Source organism: Vibrio sp. V38_P2S17PM301 (genome assembly GCF_009904845.1).
GTDB classification, from domain to species: domain Bacteria; phylum Pseudomonadota; class Gammaproteobacteria; order Enterobacterales; family Vibrionaceae; genus Vibrio; species Vibrio proteolyticus.
This window is the reverse complement of the sequence record NZ_WXWO01000086.1, coordinates 19,386-37,427: the sequence shown is the minus strand read 5'-3', so window position 1 is coordinate 37,427 and position 18,042 is coordinate 19,386. Positions and strand designations below refer to the sequence as shown.

18 protein-coding genes and 1 pseudogene are annotated in these 18,042 nt (G+C 50.4%); 3 read left to right on the top strand and 16 right to left on the bottom strand.

Translation table 11 applies throughout. From position 1 onward, the window contains the following. Positions 1 to 26: 26 nt before the first annotated feature. Positions 27 to 476, bottom strand: coding sequence for a hypothetical protein (locus CAG64_RS18415; RefSeq protein WP_161448591.1), 450 nt, complete (start codon positions 474 to 476; stop codon positions 27 to 29). Positions 477 to 963: 487 nt separating this feature from the next. Here CAG64_RS18415 and CAG64_RS24035 point away from each other — a divergent pair. Beyond that, positions 964 to 1,193, top strand: a pseudogene (locus tag CAG64_RS24035) (transposase); the annotation flags it as partial. 252 nt (positions 1,194 to 1,445) lie between these two features. Continuing rightward, the gene (locus tag CAG64_RS18405) at positions 1,446 to 1,694 is read left to right on the top strand and encodes a hypothetical protein (RefSeq protein WP_161448593.1); all 249 of its coding nucleotides are present in this window, start codon (positions 1,446 to 1,448) and stop codon (positions 1,692 to 1,694) included. Positions 1,695 to 1,904: 210 nt separating this feature from the next. Here the strand turns inward: CAG64_RS18405 and CAG64_RS18400 are convergent, their stop codons facing one another. From CAG64_RS18400 to CAG64_RS18330, 15 genes are all read right to left on the bottom strand, one after another. Then, the gene (locus CAG64_RS18400) at positions 1,905 to 2,120 is read right to left on the bottom strand and encodes a DUF3820 family protein (RefSeq protein ID WP_021706412.1); all 216 of its coding nucleotides are present in this window, start codon (positions 2,118 to 2,120) and stop codon (positions 1,905 to 1,907) included. 69 nt (positions 2,121 to 2,189) lie between these two features. Then, positions 2,190 to 2,534: a helix-turn-helix domain-containing protein gene (locus CAG64_RS18395; protein WP_021706413.1), complete on the bottom strand. Its 345-nt coding sequence runs from the start codon at positions 2,532 to 2,534 to the stop codon at positions 2,190 to 2,192. Between the two features lie 278 nt (positions 2,535 to 2,812). Next, positions 2,813 to 3,253: a F0F1 ATP synthase subunit epsilon gene (locus CAG64_RS18390; protein WP_161448595.1), complete on the bottom strand. Its 441-nt coding sequence runs from the start codon at positions 3,251 to 3,253 to the stop codon at positions 2,813 to 2,815. Between the two features lie 15 nt (positions 3,254 to 3,268). Next, the gene (gene atpD, locus CAG64_RS18385) at positions 3,269 to 4,654 is read right to left on the bottom strand and encodes a F0F1 ATP synthase subunit beta (RefSeq protein WP_161448597.1); all 1,386 of its coding nucleotides are present in this window, start codon (positions 4,652 to 4,654) and stop codon (positions 3,269 to 3,271) included. Positions 4,655 to 4,677: 23 nt separating this feature from the next. Next, a complete protein-coding gene (gene atpG / locus CAG64_RS18380; RefSeq protein ID WP_021706416.1) occupies positions 4,678 to 5,538 on the bottom strand; it encodes a F0F1 ATP synthase subunit gamma in 861 nt (286 codons plus the stop codon). 33 nt (positions 5,539 to 5,571) lie between these two features. Next, positions 5,572 to 7,110: a F0F1 ATP synthase subunit alpha gene (gene atpA / locus CAG64_RS18375; RefSeq protein WP_161448598.1), complete on the bottom strand. Its 1,539-nt coding sequence runs from the start codon at positions 7,108 to 7,110 to the stop codon at positions 5,572 to 5,574. 12 nt (positions 7,111 to 7,122) lie between these two features. Beyond that, the gene (locus CAG64_RS18370) at positions 7,123 to 7,665 is read right to left on the bottom strand and encodes a F0F1 ATP synthase subunit delta (RefSeq protein WP_161448600.1); all 543 of its coding nucleotides are present in this window, start codon (positions 7,663 to 7,665) and stop codon (positions 7,123 to 7,125) included. An 8-nt stretch (positions 7,666 to 7,673) separates the two neighbouring features. After that, positions 7,674 to 8,144: a F0F1 ATP synthase subunit B gene (locus CAG64_RS18365; protein WP_161448602.1), complete on the bottom strand. Its 471-nt coding sequence runs from the start codon at positions 8,142 to 8,144 to the stop codon at positions 7,674 to 7,676. A gap of 43 nt (positions 8,145 to 8,187) precedes the next feature. Beyond that, entirely contained in the window at positions 8,188 to 8,424 is a 237-nt protein-coding gene (atpE, locus tag CAG64_RS18360; protein WP_004730405.1) for a F0F1 ATP synthase subunit C, read from the bottom strand. Positions 8,425 to 8,473: 49 nt separating this feature from the next. Next, a complete protein-coding gene (gene atpB, locus CAG64_RS18355; RefSeq protein WP_021706420.1) occupies positions 8,474 to 9,241 on the bottom strand; it encodes a F0F1 ATP synthase subunit A in 768 nt (255 codons plus the stop codon). Continuing rightward, entirely contained in the window at positions 9,242 to 9,640 is a 399-nt protein-coding gene (locus CAG64_RS18350; protein ID WP_161457385.1) for an ATP synthase subunit I, read from the bottom strand. 578 nt (positions 9,641 to 10,218) lie between these two features. Beyond that, complete coding sequence (fhuB, locus tag CAG64_RS18345) at positions 10,219 to 12,186, bottom strand: Fe(3+)-hydroxamate ABC transporter permease FhuB (protein WP_161448448.1); 1,968 nt, start codon at positions 12,184 to 12,186, stop codon at positions 10,219 to 10,221. Then, a complete protein-coding gene (locus CAG64_RS18340) occupies positions 12,183 to 13,109 on the bottom strand; it encodes an ABC transporter substrate-binding protein (RefSeq protein WP_161448450.1) in 927 nt (308 codons plus the stop codon). Before CAG64_RS18340 ends, fhuB begins: the two co-directional genes overlap by 4 nt. Next, complete coding sequence (locus tag CAG64_RS18335; RefSeq protein ID WP_161448451.1) at positions 13,100 to 13,885, bottom strand: ABC transporter ATP-binding protein; 786 nt, start codon at positions 13,883 to 13,885, stop codon at positions 13,100 to 13,102. The genes CAG64_RS18340 and CAG64_RS18335 overlap by 10 nt, the downstream gene beginning before the upstream one ends. 55 nt (positions 13,886 to 13,940) lie before the next feature. Next, on the bottom strand, positions 13,941 to 16,028 hold the full coding sequence (locus CAG64_RS18330; RefSeq protein ID WP_161457356.1) for a TonB-dependent siderophore receptor: 2,088 nt from the start codon (positions 16,026 to 16,028) through the stop codon (positions 13,941 to 13,943). A gap of 136 nt (positions 16,029 to 16,164) precedes the next feature. Between CAG64_RS18330 and CAG64_RS18325 the strand changes: the two genes are divergently transcribed. Next, positions 16,165 to 17,994 (top strand): ABC transporter ATP-binding protein, encoded by a 1,830-nt coding sequence (locus CAG64_RS18325; RefSeq protein WP_161457355.1) that lies wholly within the window; start codon positions 16,165 to 16,167, stop codon positions 17,992 to 17,994. Positions 17,995 to 18,042 lie beyond the last annotated feature (48 nt).

The window sequence follows — 18,042 nt, the reverse complement described above, 5'->3', positions numbered from 1 at the left end:
AGTGTTTTCTCGCGATTAGGTGACAATTAGTTGAGGTCGATTTTCTTTGCTTGGATTTTTTGAAGTTTTTCCGCTTCTGTAGAGATAAAAGCGGCTTTGGATGTAATGCGACCAACTCGACCATTGTAATGAGTCGAACTCTGCTGGCTCTTTAGTGTCAGGCTTTGTGTCCCTTCTAGTGTTAAGGTTTTGGCTTTGATGACCATTGTTTTTTCCTCTAAAACGGAAAAATAAATATCGGTCAAGATGGGGAGTGAAGGGTCATTGGCCAAAAATTCAATTTTACAGACCAGCTGATTATCTATAGCTAGGTTGATTTCAGAACGTGTGAAGGCGCGCCCGATGGATGCCCAAATGGGAGTACCTGCAGGGTTTCCATCAAAGTCGACTTGGACTTTGTCTAATCCAGGATGAATTTGCTTAATCTGACCAAAGCGAGGAAATAGCGCTTCGCCAATATCTGAATCCCAAGTCATTACATCTTGCCTATATCCTTGTTTACAGTGGTGACGAATTTACCATCACTTGAATCACCTAAATAATGTGATATAGCCAGTGTAAATAGGCATATTGGCGGCATCAAACGACATTTGTACTGTGACTTTAGCGTTGTTAAAGTTAAAGAGGGTAGGCTTCTTCGTCAAAATCACTGATGGAATGCCGTACTCATAATTTAAAAATGTGATCCATCTCCTTTTAATGCAATGTTGATTGTATTTCATGGGGGCGTTGGTATTTAAATTAAATACTACAGTTTGCATACTAGTGATGTATGTTTGGGTGAACCTTATCCAAACAGAATTCATGATGTTGGCAATAGAACCAGCCATGTACAAAAAACACAGCTAACGAGCAACTACTTAGAAATCCTCGGTGGTTGAACTGTTGCAAACTTTAGCAACCTTATCGTTATGGATAGCCTAAAAATGGTTGATTTCCGATCAAACTATATTGTTCCCCGACAATGAGCACCTTGGATATAAAAACACCAACCTAGAACCAGCTCCAATTCCCGCAATGGCTACTCGGGCAAGTCCATCATCACTGATGATGGAGAAGTCGATATCGACGTCCCTCGCGACCATGAAGCCAGTTTTGCCCCCCAACTCGTCCGTAAGCACCAAACTCGATTCCAATCCATGGACGACAAGATATTGAGCCTTTATGCGAAAGGCATATCATCATATGAGCTGTATTTGGGGAAATTGCGAGTGACTGGATACGCTAATCTGTTCACCGAAAACAATAATGGGGCACTAATGTGCCAGTGCTTTTGTCGATTTATCAAACCATCAATAACCACAGGTATTGCAAAGAGAGTTGTGGACAGCTAGCACGAGCAGTAGACTTGCGCTAACCAGAACGCCTGACTTTGGGTGCGCACTAAACATGAACGTTTGATTCTGCTACCACAAAGTCGATATTTAGTTTGATGGAGATAGATAATGAACGATAGTTGGGCTAACTTCTTTCCGTACTTTGCTGGAGCTTTTAAGCTTATTGTATTAGGCATTGGAGCCTACTTAGCTATTAAATGGCATTTTGATGAAGAGAGGAGGGTAAGGGAAGCGCAGGGCGTGGTGTTTGATAAACCAAGCGTCACGAAAAAATTGGCTGTGATGCTAACCATCCCATTCCTTCTAAGTTTTCTGGTGCTGCTAGTTATTTATGCTACTGACTGGTTTCTCTACTGATGGGCTTTATTGATACGATCAATGTTGAGCGATTTCAAATGGTGTACTCACACTGTTAAGAGGCTTATCCGATAAAACAGCTCAATCAAGACTCAAAATGTTATCTCAACGTTTAAGCTCTAAATTGGTTTGAGGCAAAACGTGCCAGAGTAGAATGCTCTGGCAGCCTTGAGTTGACGTTCTCCATGCAAGCTCTGGAGCAACGTGAATTTACATACGTTTTAGTGGTTTGACGACTGAATCCAGACCTTCAATTTTGAGTGCCAGACACAATTGCAGTAACTGGCCCAACTCCCCATCCGGGAAGCCTTTTTTATCGAACCACAGCAGGTATTCTTCCGGCAGATCAATCAGTACTCGCCCGGCGTATTTGCCAAAAGGCATTTGAATTCGGGCGAGCTTAAGCAGGTTTTCTTTTTCCAGCATGAGTATTCAATGGGGTGATTCACGATTAACACGCAGTATCGCTGAATCCTGGAGTGATGGAAAGCGGACTCAGACCTCGTGAATGTAGTCAATGATCACTTCATTGCCTTCACAATAGACACGCTGGATCTTGCCATCGACTCTCACTCGGTTTTGCAGATGTACAACCTGCGCATCGGGCCCGGCGATCTCTTTCAGCGATGGAATGACGATATTGGGGTTCACGTGCAGTTGCTGACAGAACTGCTCGATAAAGTGGAGGCTCAGTGGCTTGGAGCCACGCAGCAACTCAGAGAACTGAATCTGATTCATGCCCAGTCTCTTCGCGACTTCCATCTGTGTCAGGCGTAGTTTTGCTTTTTGCGACATCCAGATGTTGTATAACGCTTCGCGATCCTGGTCCGTGAATTCCATAGTGTCCTCTCAAGGTATTGTTTTTACCGATAAATCCTAACAGCAATCATTGACCCCATGTCATTGTCAGGTTAACTTTTGTTCATCACATCTCAAAAACAATGCACTTAATATGCGTTTGTATTCGTAAAAAATGCACCAAAATCACTGATAAATGAGCAGGTTGACACAACGCTGATTATTGAGAGTATAGACGAGATATTTAGGCGAAAACTCAGGCCTGAGCCAGCCAAAAGGACACCAGAGAAGAAGCCTGCCGTTAGGCGGCAGGCTTAAGATTAGCGGCGGGCGCGAACACTGAGCTCAAACGCTCGCAGTTGCGCCAACGCTTTGGTCAGCTCCATCTGCGCCTGAGCGAACGAGAGATCGTCGACATGCGCACGAATGTTTTCTTCGGCCGCTTTACGGGCCTGTTCGGCACGCGCCTTGTCAATGTCTCGACCGTGTAATGCGGTATCGGCCAGCAGCGTGACAACATCCGGTTGCACTTCGACCAAACCGCCAGAGACGTACAGGATCTCTTCGGGTTTGGACAGATCATCGACGATACGAGCAACACCCGGCTTAATTCGACTGATCAATGGCGAGTGGCCGGGACGAATCCCGATCTCACCGTCAGCACCCGCTACCGCGATAGCGTGCGCCGGACCAGAGTAGAGCGTCCCTTCTGCGCTGACCACATTGAGCTGAAACGTACTTTGTGAAACCGCTATGGCCATACTACCTCCTGCTCGTTACAGAGATTTTGCTTTTTCAAGCACTTCATCGATGTTACCGCAATACATGAACGCCTGTTCGGGGATATCGTCGTACTGCCCTTCAAGCAGCGCTTTGAACCCCGCGATGGTGTCCTTAAGCGGCACAAACACACCCGGCTGGCCGGTAAACACTTCCGCGACATGGTAAGGCTGGGTCAGGAAGCGTTCGACTTTACGCGCCCGAGACACCAGACGTTTGTCGTCTTCCGACAACTCATCCATACCCAGAATGGCGATGATGTCTTTAAGCTCTTTGTAGCGCTGCAATGTCTGCTGTACCTGCTGGGCAACGTGGTAGTGCTCCTGACCGACAATCTGCGGATCCAACTGACGGGATGTCGAATCGAGCGGGTCAATCGCAGGATACAAGCCCAGCGCGGCAATGTTACGTGACAATACAACCGTCGCGTCCAAATGAGCAAACGTGGTGGCCGGAGACGGGTCTGTCAGGTCATCCGCAGGCACGTACACCGCCTGAATCGACGTGATCGAGCCATTTTTGGTCGACGTGATCCGCTCTTGCAGCACTCCCATCTCTTCCGCCAGCGTCGGCTGATAACCCACCGCCGATGGCATACGCCCTAACAACGCTGACACCTCGGTTCCCGCCAGAGTATAACGGTAGATGTTGTCGACAAACAGCAACACGTCGCGGCCTTCGTCACGAAAACGTTCGGCGATCGTCAGGCCTGTCAGTGCAACACGAAGGCGGTTACCCGGTGGCTCGTTCATCTGACCGTACACCATGGCCACTTTGTCGAGTACACCCGCTTCTTTCATCTCGAAATAAAAATCGTTCCCTTCACGGGTGCGCTCTCCCACCCCGGTAAATACCGATAAACCAGAGTGAGCTTTGGCGATATTGTTAATCAGTTCCATCATGTTGACGGTCTTACCCACACCGGCCCCGCCGAACAAACCGATCTTGCCGCCTTTGGCGAACGGGCAAATCAAGTCAATCACTTTGACGCCCGTCTCCAGCAGCGCGGTACTGTTCGACTGCTCTTCGTAGCTCGGCGCGCTGCGGTGGATTTCGTACTTCATTTTCTCACCGATAAGACCGCACTCGTCGATGGGTTCACCCAGCACATTCATAATACGGCCCAGCGTTTCTTCCCCGACCGGAACGGTGATCGGGCCGCCGGTGGACGCCACTTGCAGACCGCGTTTCAGACCATCGGACGACCCCATGGCGATGCAGCGGACCACGCCACCACCCAACTGCTGTTGAACTTCCAGGACCAATGAACTGTTGTCCGCGCCGCTCACCTTCAGCGCGTCATAGACTTTCGGCCCCTGATTTTGTTCGAATTCAACGTCCACCACCGCGCCGATGACTTTGACGATTTTGCCAATACTCATAATCTCAACCTCAAATTCTGTCTCTAAACCGCTTGTGCGCCGGCAACAATTTCGCTCAGCTCTTGTGTGATTGCCGCCTGACGGGCTTTGTTGTACACCAGTTGTAAATCTTCAATCAGTTGTCCGGCGTTGTCCGTCGCGGCTTTCATCGCCACCATACGTGCGGCTTGTTCACAAGCGATGCTCTCAACCACTCCCTGATACACCATGGATTCGACGTAACGCTGAATCAGATGGTTGAGAATGTCTTGAGGAGACTGCTCGTAGATGTAATCCCAGCGAGCGTCTTTATCACGTTCAATATCTTCTTTCGGGAACGGCAACATTTGCACGACCCGCGGCTTTTGCACCATGGTGTTTACAAACTGATTAAACACTAGGAACAAACGATCGATCCGGCCTTCGGAATAGTGCTCCATCATGGCGTTGACGGCGCCAAGTAATTCTTCCAGTTTGGGCTTATCACCCAGCCCGGACGTCTGTGCCACCACATTGCCGAGCGAGCGGAAAAAGCCGATCGCTTTCGAGCCGATCAGGGTCGTGTCCACGTCCACGCCCTGCTCCTGCCACGTTTGCATTTCCGACAAAACCTGCTTGAACAGGTTACTGTTTAAGCCACCACACAACCCACGATCTGAAGAGATGATGATGTACGCCACCCGTTTGACTTCCCGCTCCTGCAAGAAAGGATGACTGTACTCCAGTGTCCCGGACGACACGTGGCCAATCACCTTGCGCATATTGACGGCATAAGGGCGTGACGCTTCCATATTGTCCTGAACTTTGCGCATCTTACTGGCGGCGACCATTTGCATCGCACTGGTGATCTTTTGTGTGTTACCCACACTGGCGATCTTGGTGCGAATCTCTTTGGTATTTGCCATAAAGGCCTCCTACTCAATGACGCTGATATTTGCCTACGAATGCAATGCGGTGAACTCTTTCAGTAAGCTGTGTAGCTCGCTTTCAATCTCATCGTTGTAATCGCCAGTATGGTTAATCGAATCCAATAGCGGTTGGGCATTGGTGTGGGCGTACGCCATCAATTCTTCTTCGAAGGTGGCGATCTGATGGAGATCCACATCGCTCAAATAACCTTTCTCAGCAGAGAAAATGGCCAGCGCCTGCTCTGCCACCGTCATTGGTGAATATTGCTTTTGCTTCATCAGTTCCGTCACTTTCTCACCGTGATCCAGTTGCCGACGGGTGGTTTCATCCAGGTCAGATGAGAACTGCGCAAACGCAGCCAGTTCGCGATACTGAGCCAGTGCGGTACGAATGCCGCCCGACAATTTTTTGATCACCTTAGTCTGAGCCGCACCACCGACGCGAGATACCGAGATACCTGGGTCCACCGCAGGACGCAAACCGGAGTTGAACAGCTGGGTTTGCAGGAAGATTTGCCCGTCGGTAATGGAGATAACGTTAGTCGGGACAAACGCCGAGACGTCTCCTGCCTGGGTTTCAATGATTGGCAGAGCGGTAAGCGAACCGGTTTTGCCTTTCACTACCCCAGCGGTAAAACGCTCCACATACTCTTCGCTTACTCGCGCGGCGCGTTCAAGCAAGCGTGAGTGAAGATAAAACACATCGCCCGGAAACGCTTCACGGCCCGGCGGGCGTTTCAGCAACAGCGAAATCTGACGATACGCTACTGCTTGTTTAGACAGGTCATCGTACACAATCAGCGCGTCTTCACCGCGGTCACGGAAATACTCGCCCATCGTACAACCGGCATATGGCGCCAGGTATTGTAGCGCGGCCGCCTCTGATGCCGAAGCCACCACCACTATGGTGTTGTCCAGCGCACCATGCTCTTCCAGTTTGCGGACCACGTTGGCGATGGTCGACGCCTTCTGGCCGATGGCGACGTAAATACATTTTACGCCCAGATCTTTCTGGTTGATGATGGCATCAATGGCCATGGCGGTTTTTCCGGTCTGACGGTCTCCGATGATCAGCTCACGCTGTCCACGACCGATCGGCACCATGGAATCCACCGCTTTGTATCCCGTTTGGATAGGTTGGTCGACCGATTTACGATCAATGACCCCGGGCGCAATCACTTCGACCGGATCCATACGCTCAAACGAGACCGCACCTTTACCGTCAATAGGCTGACCAAGCGTGTTTACGACCCGCCCTAGCAAGCCGGGGCCAACTGGCACCTGCAAAATCCGCCCGGTACCTTTCACTTTCATGCCTTCCGACAGGTCCGCATACGGCCCCATCACGACCGCACCAACCGAATGGCGCTCCAAGTTGAGTGCCAAGGCGAAACGGTGGTCTGGCAGTTCTAACATTTCGCCCTGCATCACATCGGATAAGCCGTGAATGGTGATGATGCCGTCGCTGACCGAAATGATGGTTCCTTCATTACACGCTTCGCTTTCCAGATTGAAATTAACGATGCGCTCTCTGATTAGTTCACTGATTTCATTTGAATTTAATTGCATTTCTCTTCCCCGTTACGCATGCAGGTTGGTTGCCAGTCGGCTGATGTTCGTCAGCACACTGCCGTCAAAGACGGTTTGGCCGGCTTTGATCACCACACCACCTACAAGGGATGGATCCAGTTGTGTTTCCAAGGTGATGGCTTTGCCATATCTGGCTTTTAACGCCTCACTAAGCTGTATCATCTGGTGCTGTTCTAAAGGCTCAGAAACACACACTGTGACTGTCATGGTGCGTTCATAATCCGCTTTCATGTCACCAAACTGGTTGATCACTTCACTCAGTGCTTTCAGCCGTTTGTTTTCAGCCATGACGCGCAGAAAATTTTCGAAGTACTGGCTGAGCCATTCGCCAGTGGCAAGCAGAATCAAATCCAGTAATGCCTGCTCTGACCCATCCTCTTCCAGTTCACTGAGCAACAAACGGGTATTGGGCTGCGCCAATACAACGTCGCACAGCGCCAGCATTTGCTGCCACTCATCCAGACATGCAGCTTCACAGGCATAATCAAAGGCGGCTTTCGCATAAGGCTGCGCGACCACTGTCAGATCCGACATACGCCCCCCTAGACTTCGCTGATGAAGCGATTCACCAGCTCTCGGTTCGCCGCACTATCGAGGTTGCGACTGATCAGTTTGCTGGCACTGGCGATCACCAGGTCGGCCATTTCATCTTTAAGCTCCTGACGGACTTTGCTGCGTTCCAGCTCCACTTCGGCTTTGCCTTCGGCAACAATGCGGGCTTTTTCCTGCTTCGCCAGATCAACCGCTTCTGCAATCATCTGGTCCTGACGCTGCTTACCCTGATTAATGATCGCCTGAGCCTTCTCACGCGCTTCCGCTACCAGGCTGTCACCATTGGCTTTGGCCAGTTCCAGCTCTTTCGCAGCCTGTTCGGTTTGCTCAAGGCCCTGTGCAATTTCGGCGCGGCGCTCATCGAGAATTTTGACAAGTGGTGGCCAGACGTATTTCATGCACAGCCAGACAAAGATCACGAAGGAGATCGCCTGACCCAGCATTGAGGCATTTAAGTTCATAGCACCCTCACTTCTATAACGTGTTGAAAATGAATAGTTCGAATTACGCTACAGCGAAGATGATGTACAAACCGATACCCACGCCGATCATTGGCACCGCATCCACCAGACCCATCATGATAAAGAACTGAGTTCGCAGCATCGGGGTAAGATCCGGCTGACGAGCCACACCTTCAAGATACTTACCGGCCAGATTACCGATACCTGACGCGGCACCAGCAGCACCCAAACCAATCAGCAGTGCCCCCGCGACATATAGAACTGCGCTAACGATATCCATAACAACTCCTAGAATTGAATTTTTAATTAAGATTTAAAACAGTCAGAAATTAATGTTCTTCTACAGCCATGCCCAAATAAACCACGGTTAACACCATGAATATAAAAGCCTGAAGCACGACAATTAATATGTGAAATAACGCCCATGGTACACTCAGTGCCCATTGCATCCACCAAGGCATTAAAGCAATTAAGATAAAGATCATTTCACCGGCATACATATTTCCAAACAGTCGAAGACCCAATGAAATCGGCTTAGAGATCAATGTCACCAGCTCCAACACCAGATTCACCGGATACAATAACGGATGAGAAAATGGTTGCGTGGTTAATTCTTTAATAAACCCTTTAATACCTTTGTGCTTAAACGTATAACCAAGAACAAGAATAAATACGCCTAACGCCATCGACATCGTAATATTGACGTCCGCAGAAGGTAAATCACGGAAGTGACCCAGACCGAGTTCACGAGTGACGGCCGGAATAAAATCGACAGGTAATAGGTCAATTGCATTCATCAGCAATACCCAGACAAATATCGTCAGCGCCAGAGGGCCAATCAGCTTATCTTTCGCCTGGAATATTTCTTTCACCATATTGTCGACGAACTCAAACGTCATCTCGATCAAACACTGAAAGCGTCCCGGTACCCCTTTGGTTCCTTTCGTGACTACGTAACGGAACGAAAGAATAAACACCAGACCCAAAATCCAAACCATGATCATAGAATCGATGTTGATGCCAAACCAACCGTTGCCGGTGGTCAGAAAGGTCAGGTGATGCTCAATGTATTCATGAGCAGATTGGACATTCTCCATTTATGCCTTCCTTTCACTCGGGTCTTTAAACATCGGCGTGAAGAAATGGCCAAGCATCGTCACGCTGAATGCAATCAAGACCACGATGTTGCGAAGAGCCATGAATCGAAAGGTCAACACGAACATCACAACGGTGTAGACGATTTTGATATTACGACTCAGGTTCATCAGGTCGCGTAAGCTCTTCTCTGGTTTCAGTTTCGATTTAATGGACGCCATCACCATACCCAGAAGAGATGGCAGAACAGCGATAAGCACACCGGTCAATGCCGATTCTGCACTCAACACTCCATTGCTGAGGTACTCATACCCCATGAATAGGCCTCCCAGTAACAGTTGAGCTATCACGATCCTCCGTCCAGCCAACATAATTGCGTTGCTGGTAATATTCGTTTCCATAAACCACCCTAGATTTAATAATTACGAATTAAATTTATGATAAATAAAATTCACAATATTCAACTCATATGATGATAAGAGAAATACAGTGATAAATAAAATTCACAGAAATAAATTTAACTTGATAATTATAATTCACAGAATAAGGATGAAAGGTATAAATAACTCCGTATTCCGTACCCAAATGAATATACACCCATAATTTATTCGATCTAAATCGAAAAACATGAAATTTATCATTTCATTTTTGAAGAAAAAATTAATTTGATATTTAGGTTTTTCGACGATAGATTGAAAAGCAGTCTTTATCAGCATTAAGACGAAAAGCTCAATCACAAGGACGTGATCTCATTTAATAATGAGCACTTACAGGAAGTTATTAAATTGACATAAGAAAATATAATTATTTACGACCGAATTTATCAATAAATCCGGCCATTAACCACATCAAAAATAAATATAATTGTTAATTGATTTTTAATTTAAAAATATACACCTATAAAAAAGCACACAAGGTATTCATTATTCTTAATCAATACGATGCGTGCTTTTATCAGCAATTTTCTGTTGTAACAACGTTAACGGGCTTTGCGCGTCACCATCAACACTAGGAAATAGCCACCGCCCAGGATCGATACAATAGTCCCAGCCGCAATTTGCATCGGATGCAGCAACACCTGACCAAGCCAGTCTGCCCAAAGCATCAACGTGGTCCCAATCAAGCCGGCAACCAACAATTGCTGCCGTGCCTGCTTCGCCCCCAACATATACGCCATATGTGGCGCGACCAAACCGACAAAAGCGACCGGTCCCATTGTGGCAGTGACCAGCGCGCACATCAGCGCCACCAAGACCAACAACCCTGCGCTCGCCAGTTGAATGCCCAGGCCACGTGCACTGGCAAATTCCCGGCCGATGGAAATCAACGTCAGCCAGCGCGAGGTACACACGGCCACAAAGCACAACACCGATACGGAGCCCATCAACCAGATCGCCTGTTCGGCCTGAACCCGATATGTCGAACCTGACAGCCACAGCAAAATGGTGTAGCTGTCACCACTGCCTTTGGCGAGACAAAATTGCAACAGAGCTTCAATCAAGGCCGTCAGGGCGATCCCGGTGAGCACCAGGCTGGACGGTGCAAAATTGTGTCGGCGTCCAAGAAACAGCAATATCGCCAGAACACTCAGGCTGCCAAACAGCGCAACCGCCCATTGTGCCGAAAACATCCGTTCTCCCAAGACCACGCCCACCAATACCAACGCAAATGTGGCCCCCGACGAGACCCCCAGGATATCCGGGCTGGCCAAAGGGTTGTATATCAATCGCTGCAACACCACACCAGCCATAGCCAGACCTAAACCGGCGAACAGTGCCGTGGTCATTCTTGGCCAGCGCAGCAGCCATTGAAACTCGGTCGGCCACATTATCGCGGCGCCGTGGTCGGTAAACTGAAACCCAAGATGCAGCACCACCCCACCCAGCAACACCAATGCCAGCCCCAACACGCGATGTGTTTTCAGGCGCGCACTACCCAGCGGCAGCGAAACCGCCAGATGATCCTGTGCAGACAGTCGACGGCGGCTGAACCAGATGAGTGCTGGAGCACCAATCGCAGCAGCGGTCACACCACTTGGGACCATTTGCCCAATCCAGTCACTGATGACTATAGCCAGTGTATCCGTGATCAGCAGTAACACCGCCCCCAACAGGACACTCGCCCACAGCTCCTGATGCGGGGTACGCGCACCGCAAGCCCGCGCGATATTCGGCGTCAGCAAACCGATAAAAGAGATGATGCCCACCATAGTGATCGACGCCGAAACCAGCCAGATGCCGCCCAGCATTAACGCAAAAAATATCGGCACGACATTCAGTCCGCGCGCCGATGCACCTTGCTGGCCCAGCCGCATCAAAGTCAGAATACGCGGTGCAAACAACAGTAGTGGCAGCGCCAGAGACAGTTTGGGCAACAACCACAGCAGGTCGTCCCAGCCATTCTGCGCCAAATCTCCCGCGCCCCAGATAAAGATATTCTGCGCAAATTGCTGATTGAGAAGAATAATGCCACTGGCGAACGCACCAAGCAGGATATTGATCACCATACCGGACACCACCAAAGGTAAACCCGTCATGTTGTTCAGGCCGGTGATGACCACAGCCAACCCGAATGCCGCGATCGCGCCGCCCATGGCGGCCAATACACTGTATTGCGCTGCCCAATCGGAAAACCAGACATTCACCACCACCAGCGCCAGCCAGGCGCCCGAAGACGTTCCGAGCGTCAGGGGAGATGTCAATGTATTTTGAGTCAACTGTTGCATTAAACTGCCCGCGAGCCCCAACACGGCGCCAACCACAATGGCCATTATTGCTCGTGGCAGTTGTGCATACACAAAGTGAACGTCGGCGAAACTGAATGCATCCCGGCTCATAGTGGCAAGCGACCATTGGACCGGAAAAGTCAGAGCGTTCCCAAACTGGAGACTGATGGCCGCGATAAATACCAAGGCAAAACTGAGAAAAATAAAGTGCTTAGAAGTCATTGCTGCGCGGTGACCTCCAACAGACTGTCCGTCACTGCGTCAGCAATATAACGAATGGACATCGCCCCGCCGTAATTCCAGACCGGACGAACGGCATTGAATTTGCCCGCACGCACAAACGGCAGCGCACGCCACAGTACAGATTGCTCGACCTGTCCACGCTGTGGAAACGGTAGAAAATACAACACATACGCGCTGTCGATGGACGCCAGTGCCGTGAGGCGCTGTTGTGCTATCCCCCATACGGCATCACGCTGAGGTAATGGCGTGTTTAACCCCAATTGGCGCAGCGCATACTGAGTTGTAGAGTTTTCCGTATACAAATACACGGAGGTCGGGTTGGCAAACCGCATCGCCAGCACCTGCGGAAGCGCATCGCCAAACGCCTGATGCAGTCTCTGTTTCTGCATCATCAGATGCGCGTTTAGTTCCGACAACTTCTGCTCCGCCAGAGCCGCTTTGTCCACCACCTGACTCAGCAAACGAAAATGCGCTATCGCCACCTGAGCACTCTGATCGCTGGCCTGGAAATTAGGCAGATAAAGCACTGGTGCGATGGTTTCCAGCACCGGCACCAGATCTTTTTGGGGTGATGCCGCCAGGATCAAGTCCGGCTTTAGGGCGGCAATTTTTTCCAGATTCGGCTCTGCGCGAGTACCAATATCCGTGATACCAGCCGGAGCCTGAGGTGTCACTACCCACTCCCGATAAGCTGGCAGGTTTGGCGCGCCAACCGGCGTAACACCAAGCTCCAGCAGCTGTTCCAGCAAGTCCCAGTTGAGCACGACAATGCGCTCCGGCACCTGTGGCAGCACCTGCTCGCCACGCGCGTCCGCAATTAGGATTTCGGCCAGAGCTGAGCCCGACAGCAACGTAAAAAAGAACAAATAGAAATATAAGAAGGCTTTACGAATCATGCACATACTACTGCTAGTTTATTGGTTTTAGAATGAACTGTCGGATGCGGATGGTCGATCAGACGAATGTTGGACTGATAGAGATCCGACAAACGTTTTTCGTCAAGCACCCTGTCAGCGGGGCCTTCAAAGGCTACCTTGCCCTGCTTGAGCGCGATAATGTGCGAGGCATAACGAATGGCCAGATTCAGGTCGTGCAAGATAACGATCACGCCGTGTCCTTGCTGATGGTTGAGTTCTGCCAGCAAAGCCATCAACTGATATTGATGATGCACGTCCAGGGCGGAGGTCGGCTCATCCAGGATCAGCACTGGCGCCTGTTGCGCCAACAACATGGAAACCCAGGCACGTTGACGCTCACCGCCAGACAATTGCTCCGCCAATGTGTCAGCAAAGCGCTCAACACCGGTTTTCTGCATGGCATCAGCAATGATCGTCTGATCGTCACTGCGCCAGCGCCCCAGCGTGCCACGCCAGGCAAAACGCCCCAACCGGACCAACTCACGTACCGTCAGACCAGCAGAGGTCGGCAGTTTTTGTGGTAAAAATGCGACCGCTTTGGCCAACTCGCGGCTTTTCAATGCGGCCAGTGACTGATTGTTGAGCAACACCTCCCCCAGATCCGGCGCTTGCTGGCCCGATAACAAACTGACCAGCGTCGACTTACCAGAGCCGTTGTGACCCAAAATGACCGTCAGTTGATCGGTCGGCACCCTCAACTCATCAATCGACAATATGGTTCTGCCATCACGTATCATGGCAACATTGGATAAATGGAACATTTTTCGCCCCCTTAAAAGCACAACCGCCCAAGATGGGCGGTTGTTGGCGTAAACATTACCAGCGGTAGTTGGCGCTAAGAACAACTTGTCTCGACTGGCCGTAGTAACAGTAATAGTCACAGCCAGAAATGTACTCTTTGTCCAGCAGATTGGTCGCGTTGATCTGAGCCTGCCATTGTGGGGTGATGTCATAAGAGATCATCGCATCCCACAAGGTGTAGCTCGGTACCGTGCGGTTGCTGCTTTTCGGATTGTCTTTTGTCTCACCGATGTAGCGGACACCCGTCGCGAAGTTCCAGCCATACAGGCCCGCGTTTGCCGCATCGTAATTGATCCAGGTCGACGCGCTGTGACGTGGGATCAATGCCACTGACTTACGACCTTGCCCGTTGGTATCTTCCGTTGTTGCATCGGTATAGGTGTAGCTGGCGGTGAGTTTGATATCTTCCGTCACGTAACCGGCCGCTTCCAGTTCAACGCCTTTTGAACGAACTTCGCCCGACTGAGTTTGTACCGACGTCGATGGATTGGTGACCAGCGCATTCTTCTGTGTCAGATCAAACCAAGCCAGGTTGATGTATCCGTCAAAGAAGTCCGGCGTATATTTCACCCCAACCTCTTGTTGCTGACCTTCCAGAGGCTTGTAAAGCTTACCCGTAGCAAGATCTATCGAGCTCAGCACTTCGAACGACTCGGAGTAGCTGACATACGGGGACAATCCGAGCGGCGACAAATACATCACACCGGCGTTGAACGAAAAATTGCCATCATTACGTGACTCACTCTGCGACAGTTTGTCGCTTTCATTGCGCGTTTTCACGTAGTCGTAACGACCGCCAATCACACCCACCCACTGATAGTCCAGCATGGCTTGGTATTGAGCATAGAGACTGGTCTGGGTTTTATTGATACGACGGTCGTGAGCATTGGCCGGATCCAACGGGTTAAAGTTGCCGTACTCCGGATTGAGTGCGTCGATGTCTCCGAAGTTGAAGTTGTCCTCTTCCTTACCTTTGTTTTGGTGGTTCTGGAAATCCACTCCCATTAACACCGTGTTCTCGACCCGGGACGTGTTCCACTTGGCAACGGCTTTGTTATCCACCGTAAAACTGTTGTTGTGCCCATCGCGGAACACGATGCCACGACCGACGACCGTCGATGTGTCACTCGGGAACGCATAAGAACTGCGAAGATACAGATCGTTGTAGGCGTAATTCAGATTTTGCGATAACGTCCAGACATCGCTGGCCTGATGTTCAATCTGATAACCCACCGAAATTTGCGTGCGCTCATACTTATCGTAATCTGGCTCGCCAAGGTTGGTCGACGGGTCAATTTTGCCATCCGGCGTGTTGATGATGGTGCCATAAGCCGGGAAGAAACCATTGGTTGGCACACCTTCATCATGCAGTACCGATGCCAGCAAGGTCAGTTGGGTGTTGTCAGAGACATCAATCGCCAGACTCGGTGCCAGATAGTAACGTTTGGTTTCTGTTCCGTTTAGTTCACCGTCAGTGTTTTTCAGCATCCCCACCAGGCGGTAGCGAACGCTGCCGTCATCATTGGCGTAGTCAGAAATGTCAAAACCCACGGCCTGATGGTTGTTGTTCCCTCCCTCCAGATGCAGTTCACCCTGAGGGACATCGGTTGGTTTCTTCTGAACCGCGTTCACCACGCCGCCCGGAGGTGCTTCACCAAACAGAATAGAAGCGGGCCCTTTGATCAGCTCCACGCGCTCCAGACCATAAGGTTCCAATAACCAGGTGTAGTAACCATCTTTGAACAGACGGCTGCCGTCCAGATACGTGGCGGCGTCAAAACCGCGCACTTTGATCCAATCGGTATCGTTGTCAGCACCATAAGGCTGTGACGTCACGCCCGATGTGTAGCGTAACGCTTCATCCAGTTTTTGTGGATTGCGCTGGGCCATATCTTCTTCTGTAACGATTGACACCGCTTTCGGCGTCTCTTCCATCGGCGTTTCGACTTTCAGTGCGGAAGCCGTGACCACCATCGTTTCCATCACCTGAGGTTGTTCCTGTTCGTCAGCAAAAGCATGAGAAACAAGCGCGATTGGCGCGACACCGTAAGCAATTACACGGCGTACCACTGCGGCCAGGATCGTTTTGCGCGCATGAAGCATGGACAAATGACTCCTAAATAAATTGAGAATTATTCTGATTATCTTTAATATTCCTGCGCATTTTACTGATAAATTTCGCAATTAATAGTCACAATGCGAACAAATCTCATTTAAATTTATCTCAGGTCAATTTTCTATGTTCCAATGGTTTGAAAAGCTCACCGCCCCTTTTCCGGAGGAAGAACCCCAGAAGCCGCCGCGCACTCTGTTCGGGTTTTGCCGTCACTACACCCGTGGCTTCGAAAAGCCGCTGGTCATCATGTCATTGCTCAGCGCGTGTGTGGCGATCGCGGAAGTAACGCTGATCCGTTATATGGGTGAACTGGTCGACATTCTCGGTAGCCAAAATCCAGAGACTTTCTGGGCAGATCAGGGCAATCGTTTATGGACCATGGCCGCGTTGGTCGCGATCATCATGCCTGCACTGGCGTTTTTTCACTCCATGATCATGCACCAGACACTGCTGGGTAACTATCCGATGTCGATCCGCTGGCAAGTACACCGCTACCTGCTCAAGCAGAGCGTCGGTTTTTTCCAGCGTGATTTTGCCGGCCGGGTCGCTACCAAGGTGATGCAAAGTGCGCTGGCTGTGCGGGAGACCGTGATGAAGCTGGTCGATGTCATGGTGTACATCAGTGTCTATTTTGTGTCGATGGTATGGATGATGGGCGAATCAGACATGACGCTGATGCTGCCGATCCTAGTGTGGCTGATCGCATATATCTGTATCCAAATCTATTACATTCCACGCATGAAACAGGTGGCTACCGATCAGGCCGATGCCCGTTCACAGATGACCGGCCGGATTGTCGACAGCTACACCAACATCACCACGGTTAAACTGTTTTCGCACTCACAACGTGAGATGGAATACGCTAAGAGCAGCATGGCGACGTTCCTGTCGACCGTCTACCGCCAGATGCGTATGGTGACCTGCCTGCTGTTTTCGGTGGACGCCATCAACTACCTGCTTTTGCTGTCGATTGCCGGATTGTCGATTTTTCTCTGGCTTGATAGTGCAGTGACTGTCGGTGTGATTGCCATCGCCATCAGCATCGCCCTGCGCGTTCAGGGGATGTCAAAATGGATCATGTGGGAGCTGAGTGCCTTGTTTGAAAACATTGGGACCGTTGTGGATGGCATGAACACGATTTCCAACGATGTTGAAATCAAAGATGCACCGAATGCCCGGGAGCTTACCGTGCAACGCGGTGAAATCGAATTCGACGATATCCATTTCCGTTACGGTGACGATAAACCTGTCTTCGATGCGCTCAACCTGCGCCTGAAACCGGGCGAAAAAGTTGGTATTGTCGGACGCTCCGGTGCGGGTAAATCCTCACTGGTCAACCTGCTACTGCGTTTTTACGATGTCCAGTCCGGTGCCATCCGCATTGATGGACAGGATATTTCGCAGGTCTCTCAGGAAGCCCTGCGCAGCCACATCGGCATGATTACGCAGGATACTTCGCTGCTGCACCGCTCTATCCGTGACAACATTCTTTACGGCGATCCTCAAGCCAGTGAAGAGGCGATGATCGAAGCCGCGCGTCAGGCTCACGCCCATGATTTCATTACCACATTGAAAGATGAAGAAGGCCGCTGCGGCTACGATGTACTGGTTGGAGAGCGAGGCGTGAAACTTTCCGGCGGGCAACGCCAGCGGGTGGCGATAGCTCGTGTGCTGCTGAAAAATGCACCGATCCTCATCATGGACGAGGCCACCTCAGCGCTGGATTCAGAAGTAGAAGTGGCAATCCAGGAAAACCTGGAGGCTCTGATGGAAGACAAAACCGTCATCGCGATTGCGCATCGCCTGTCGACCATCGCCGCCATGGATCGCCTGATCGTCATGGATAACGGCCGCATCATCGAACAAGGCAGCCATCAGGAATTGTTGGCCCATAATGGCGTCTACGCACAATTGTGGGCTCATCAGACGGGTGGTTTCCTCGGCGAAGTTTGATCATAACCGCGCTCGCGCGACCCGGTCAGATCCCACAAGGGCCTCCGA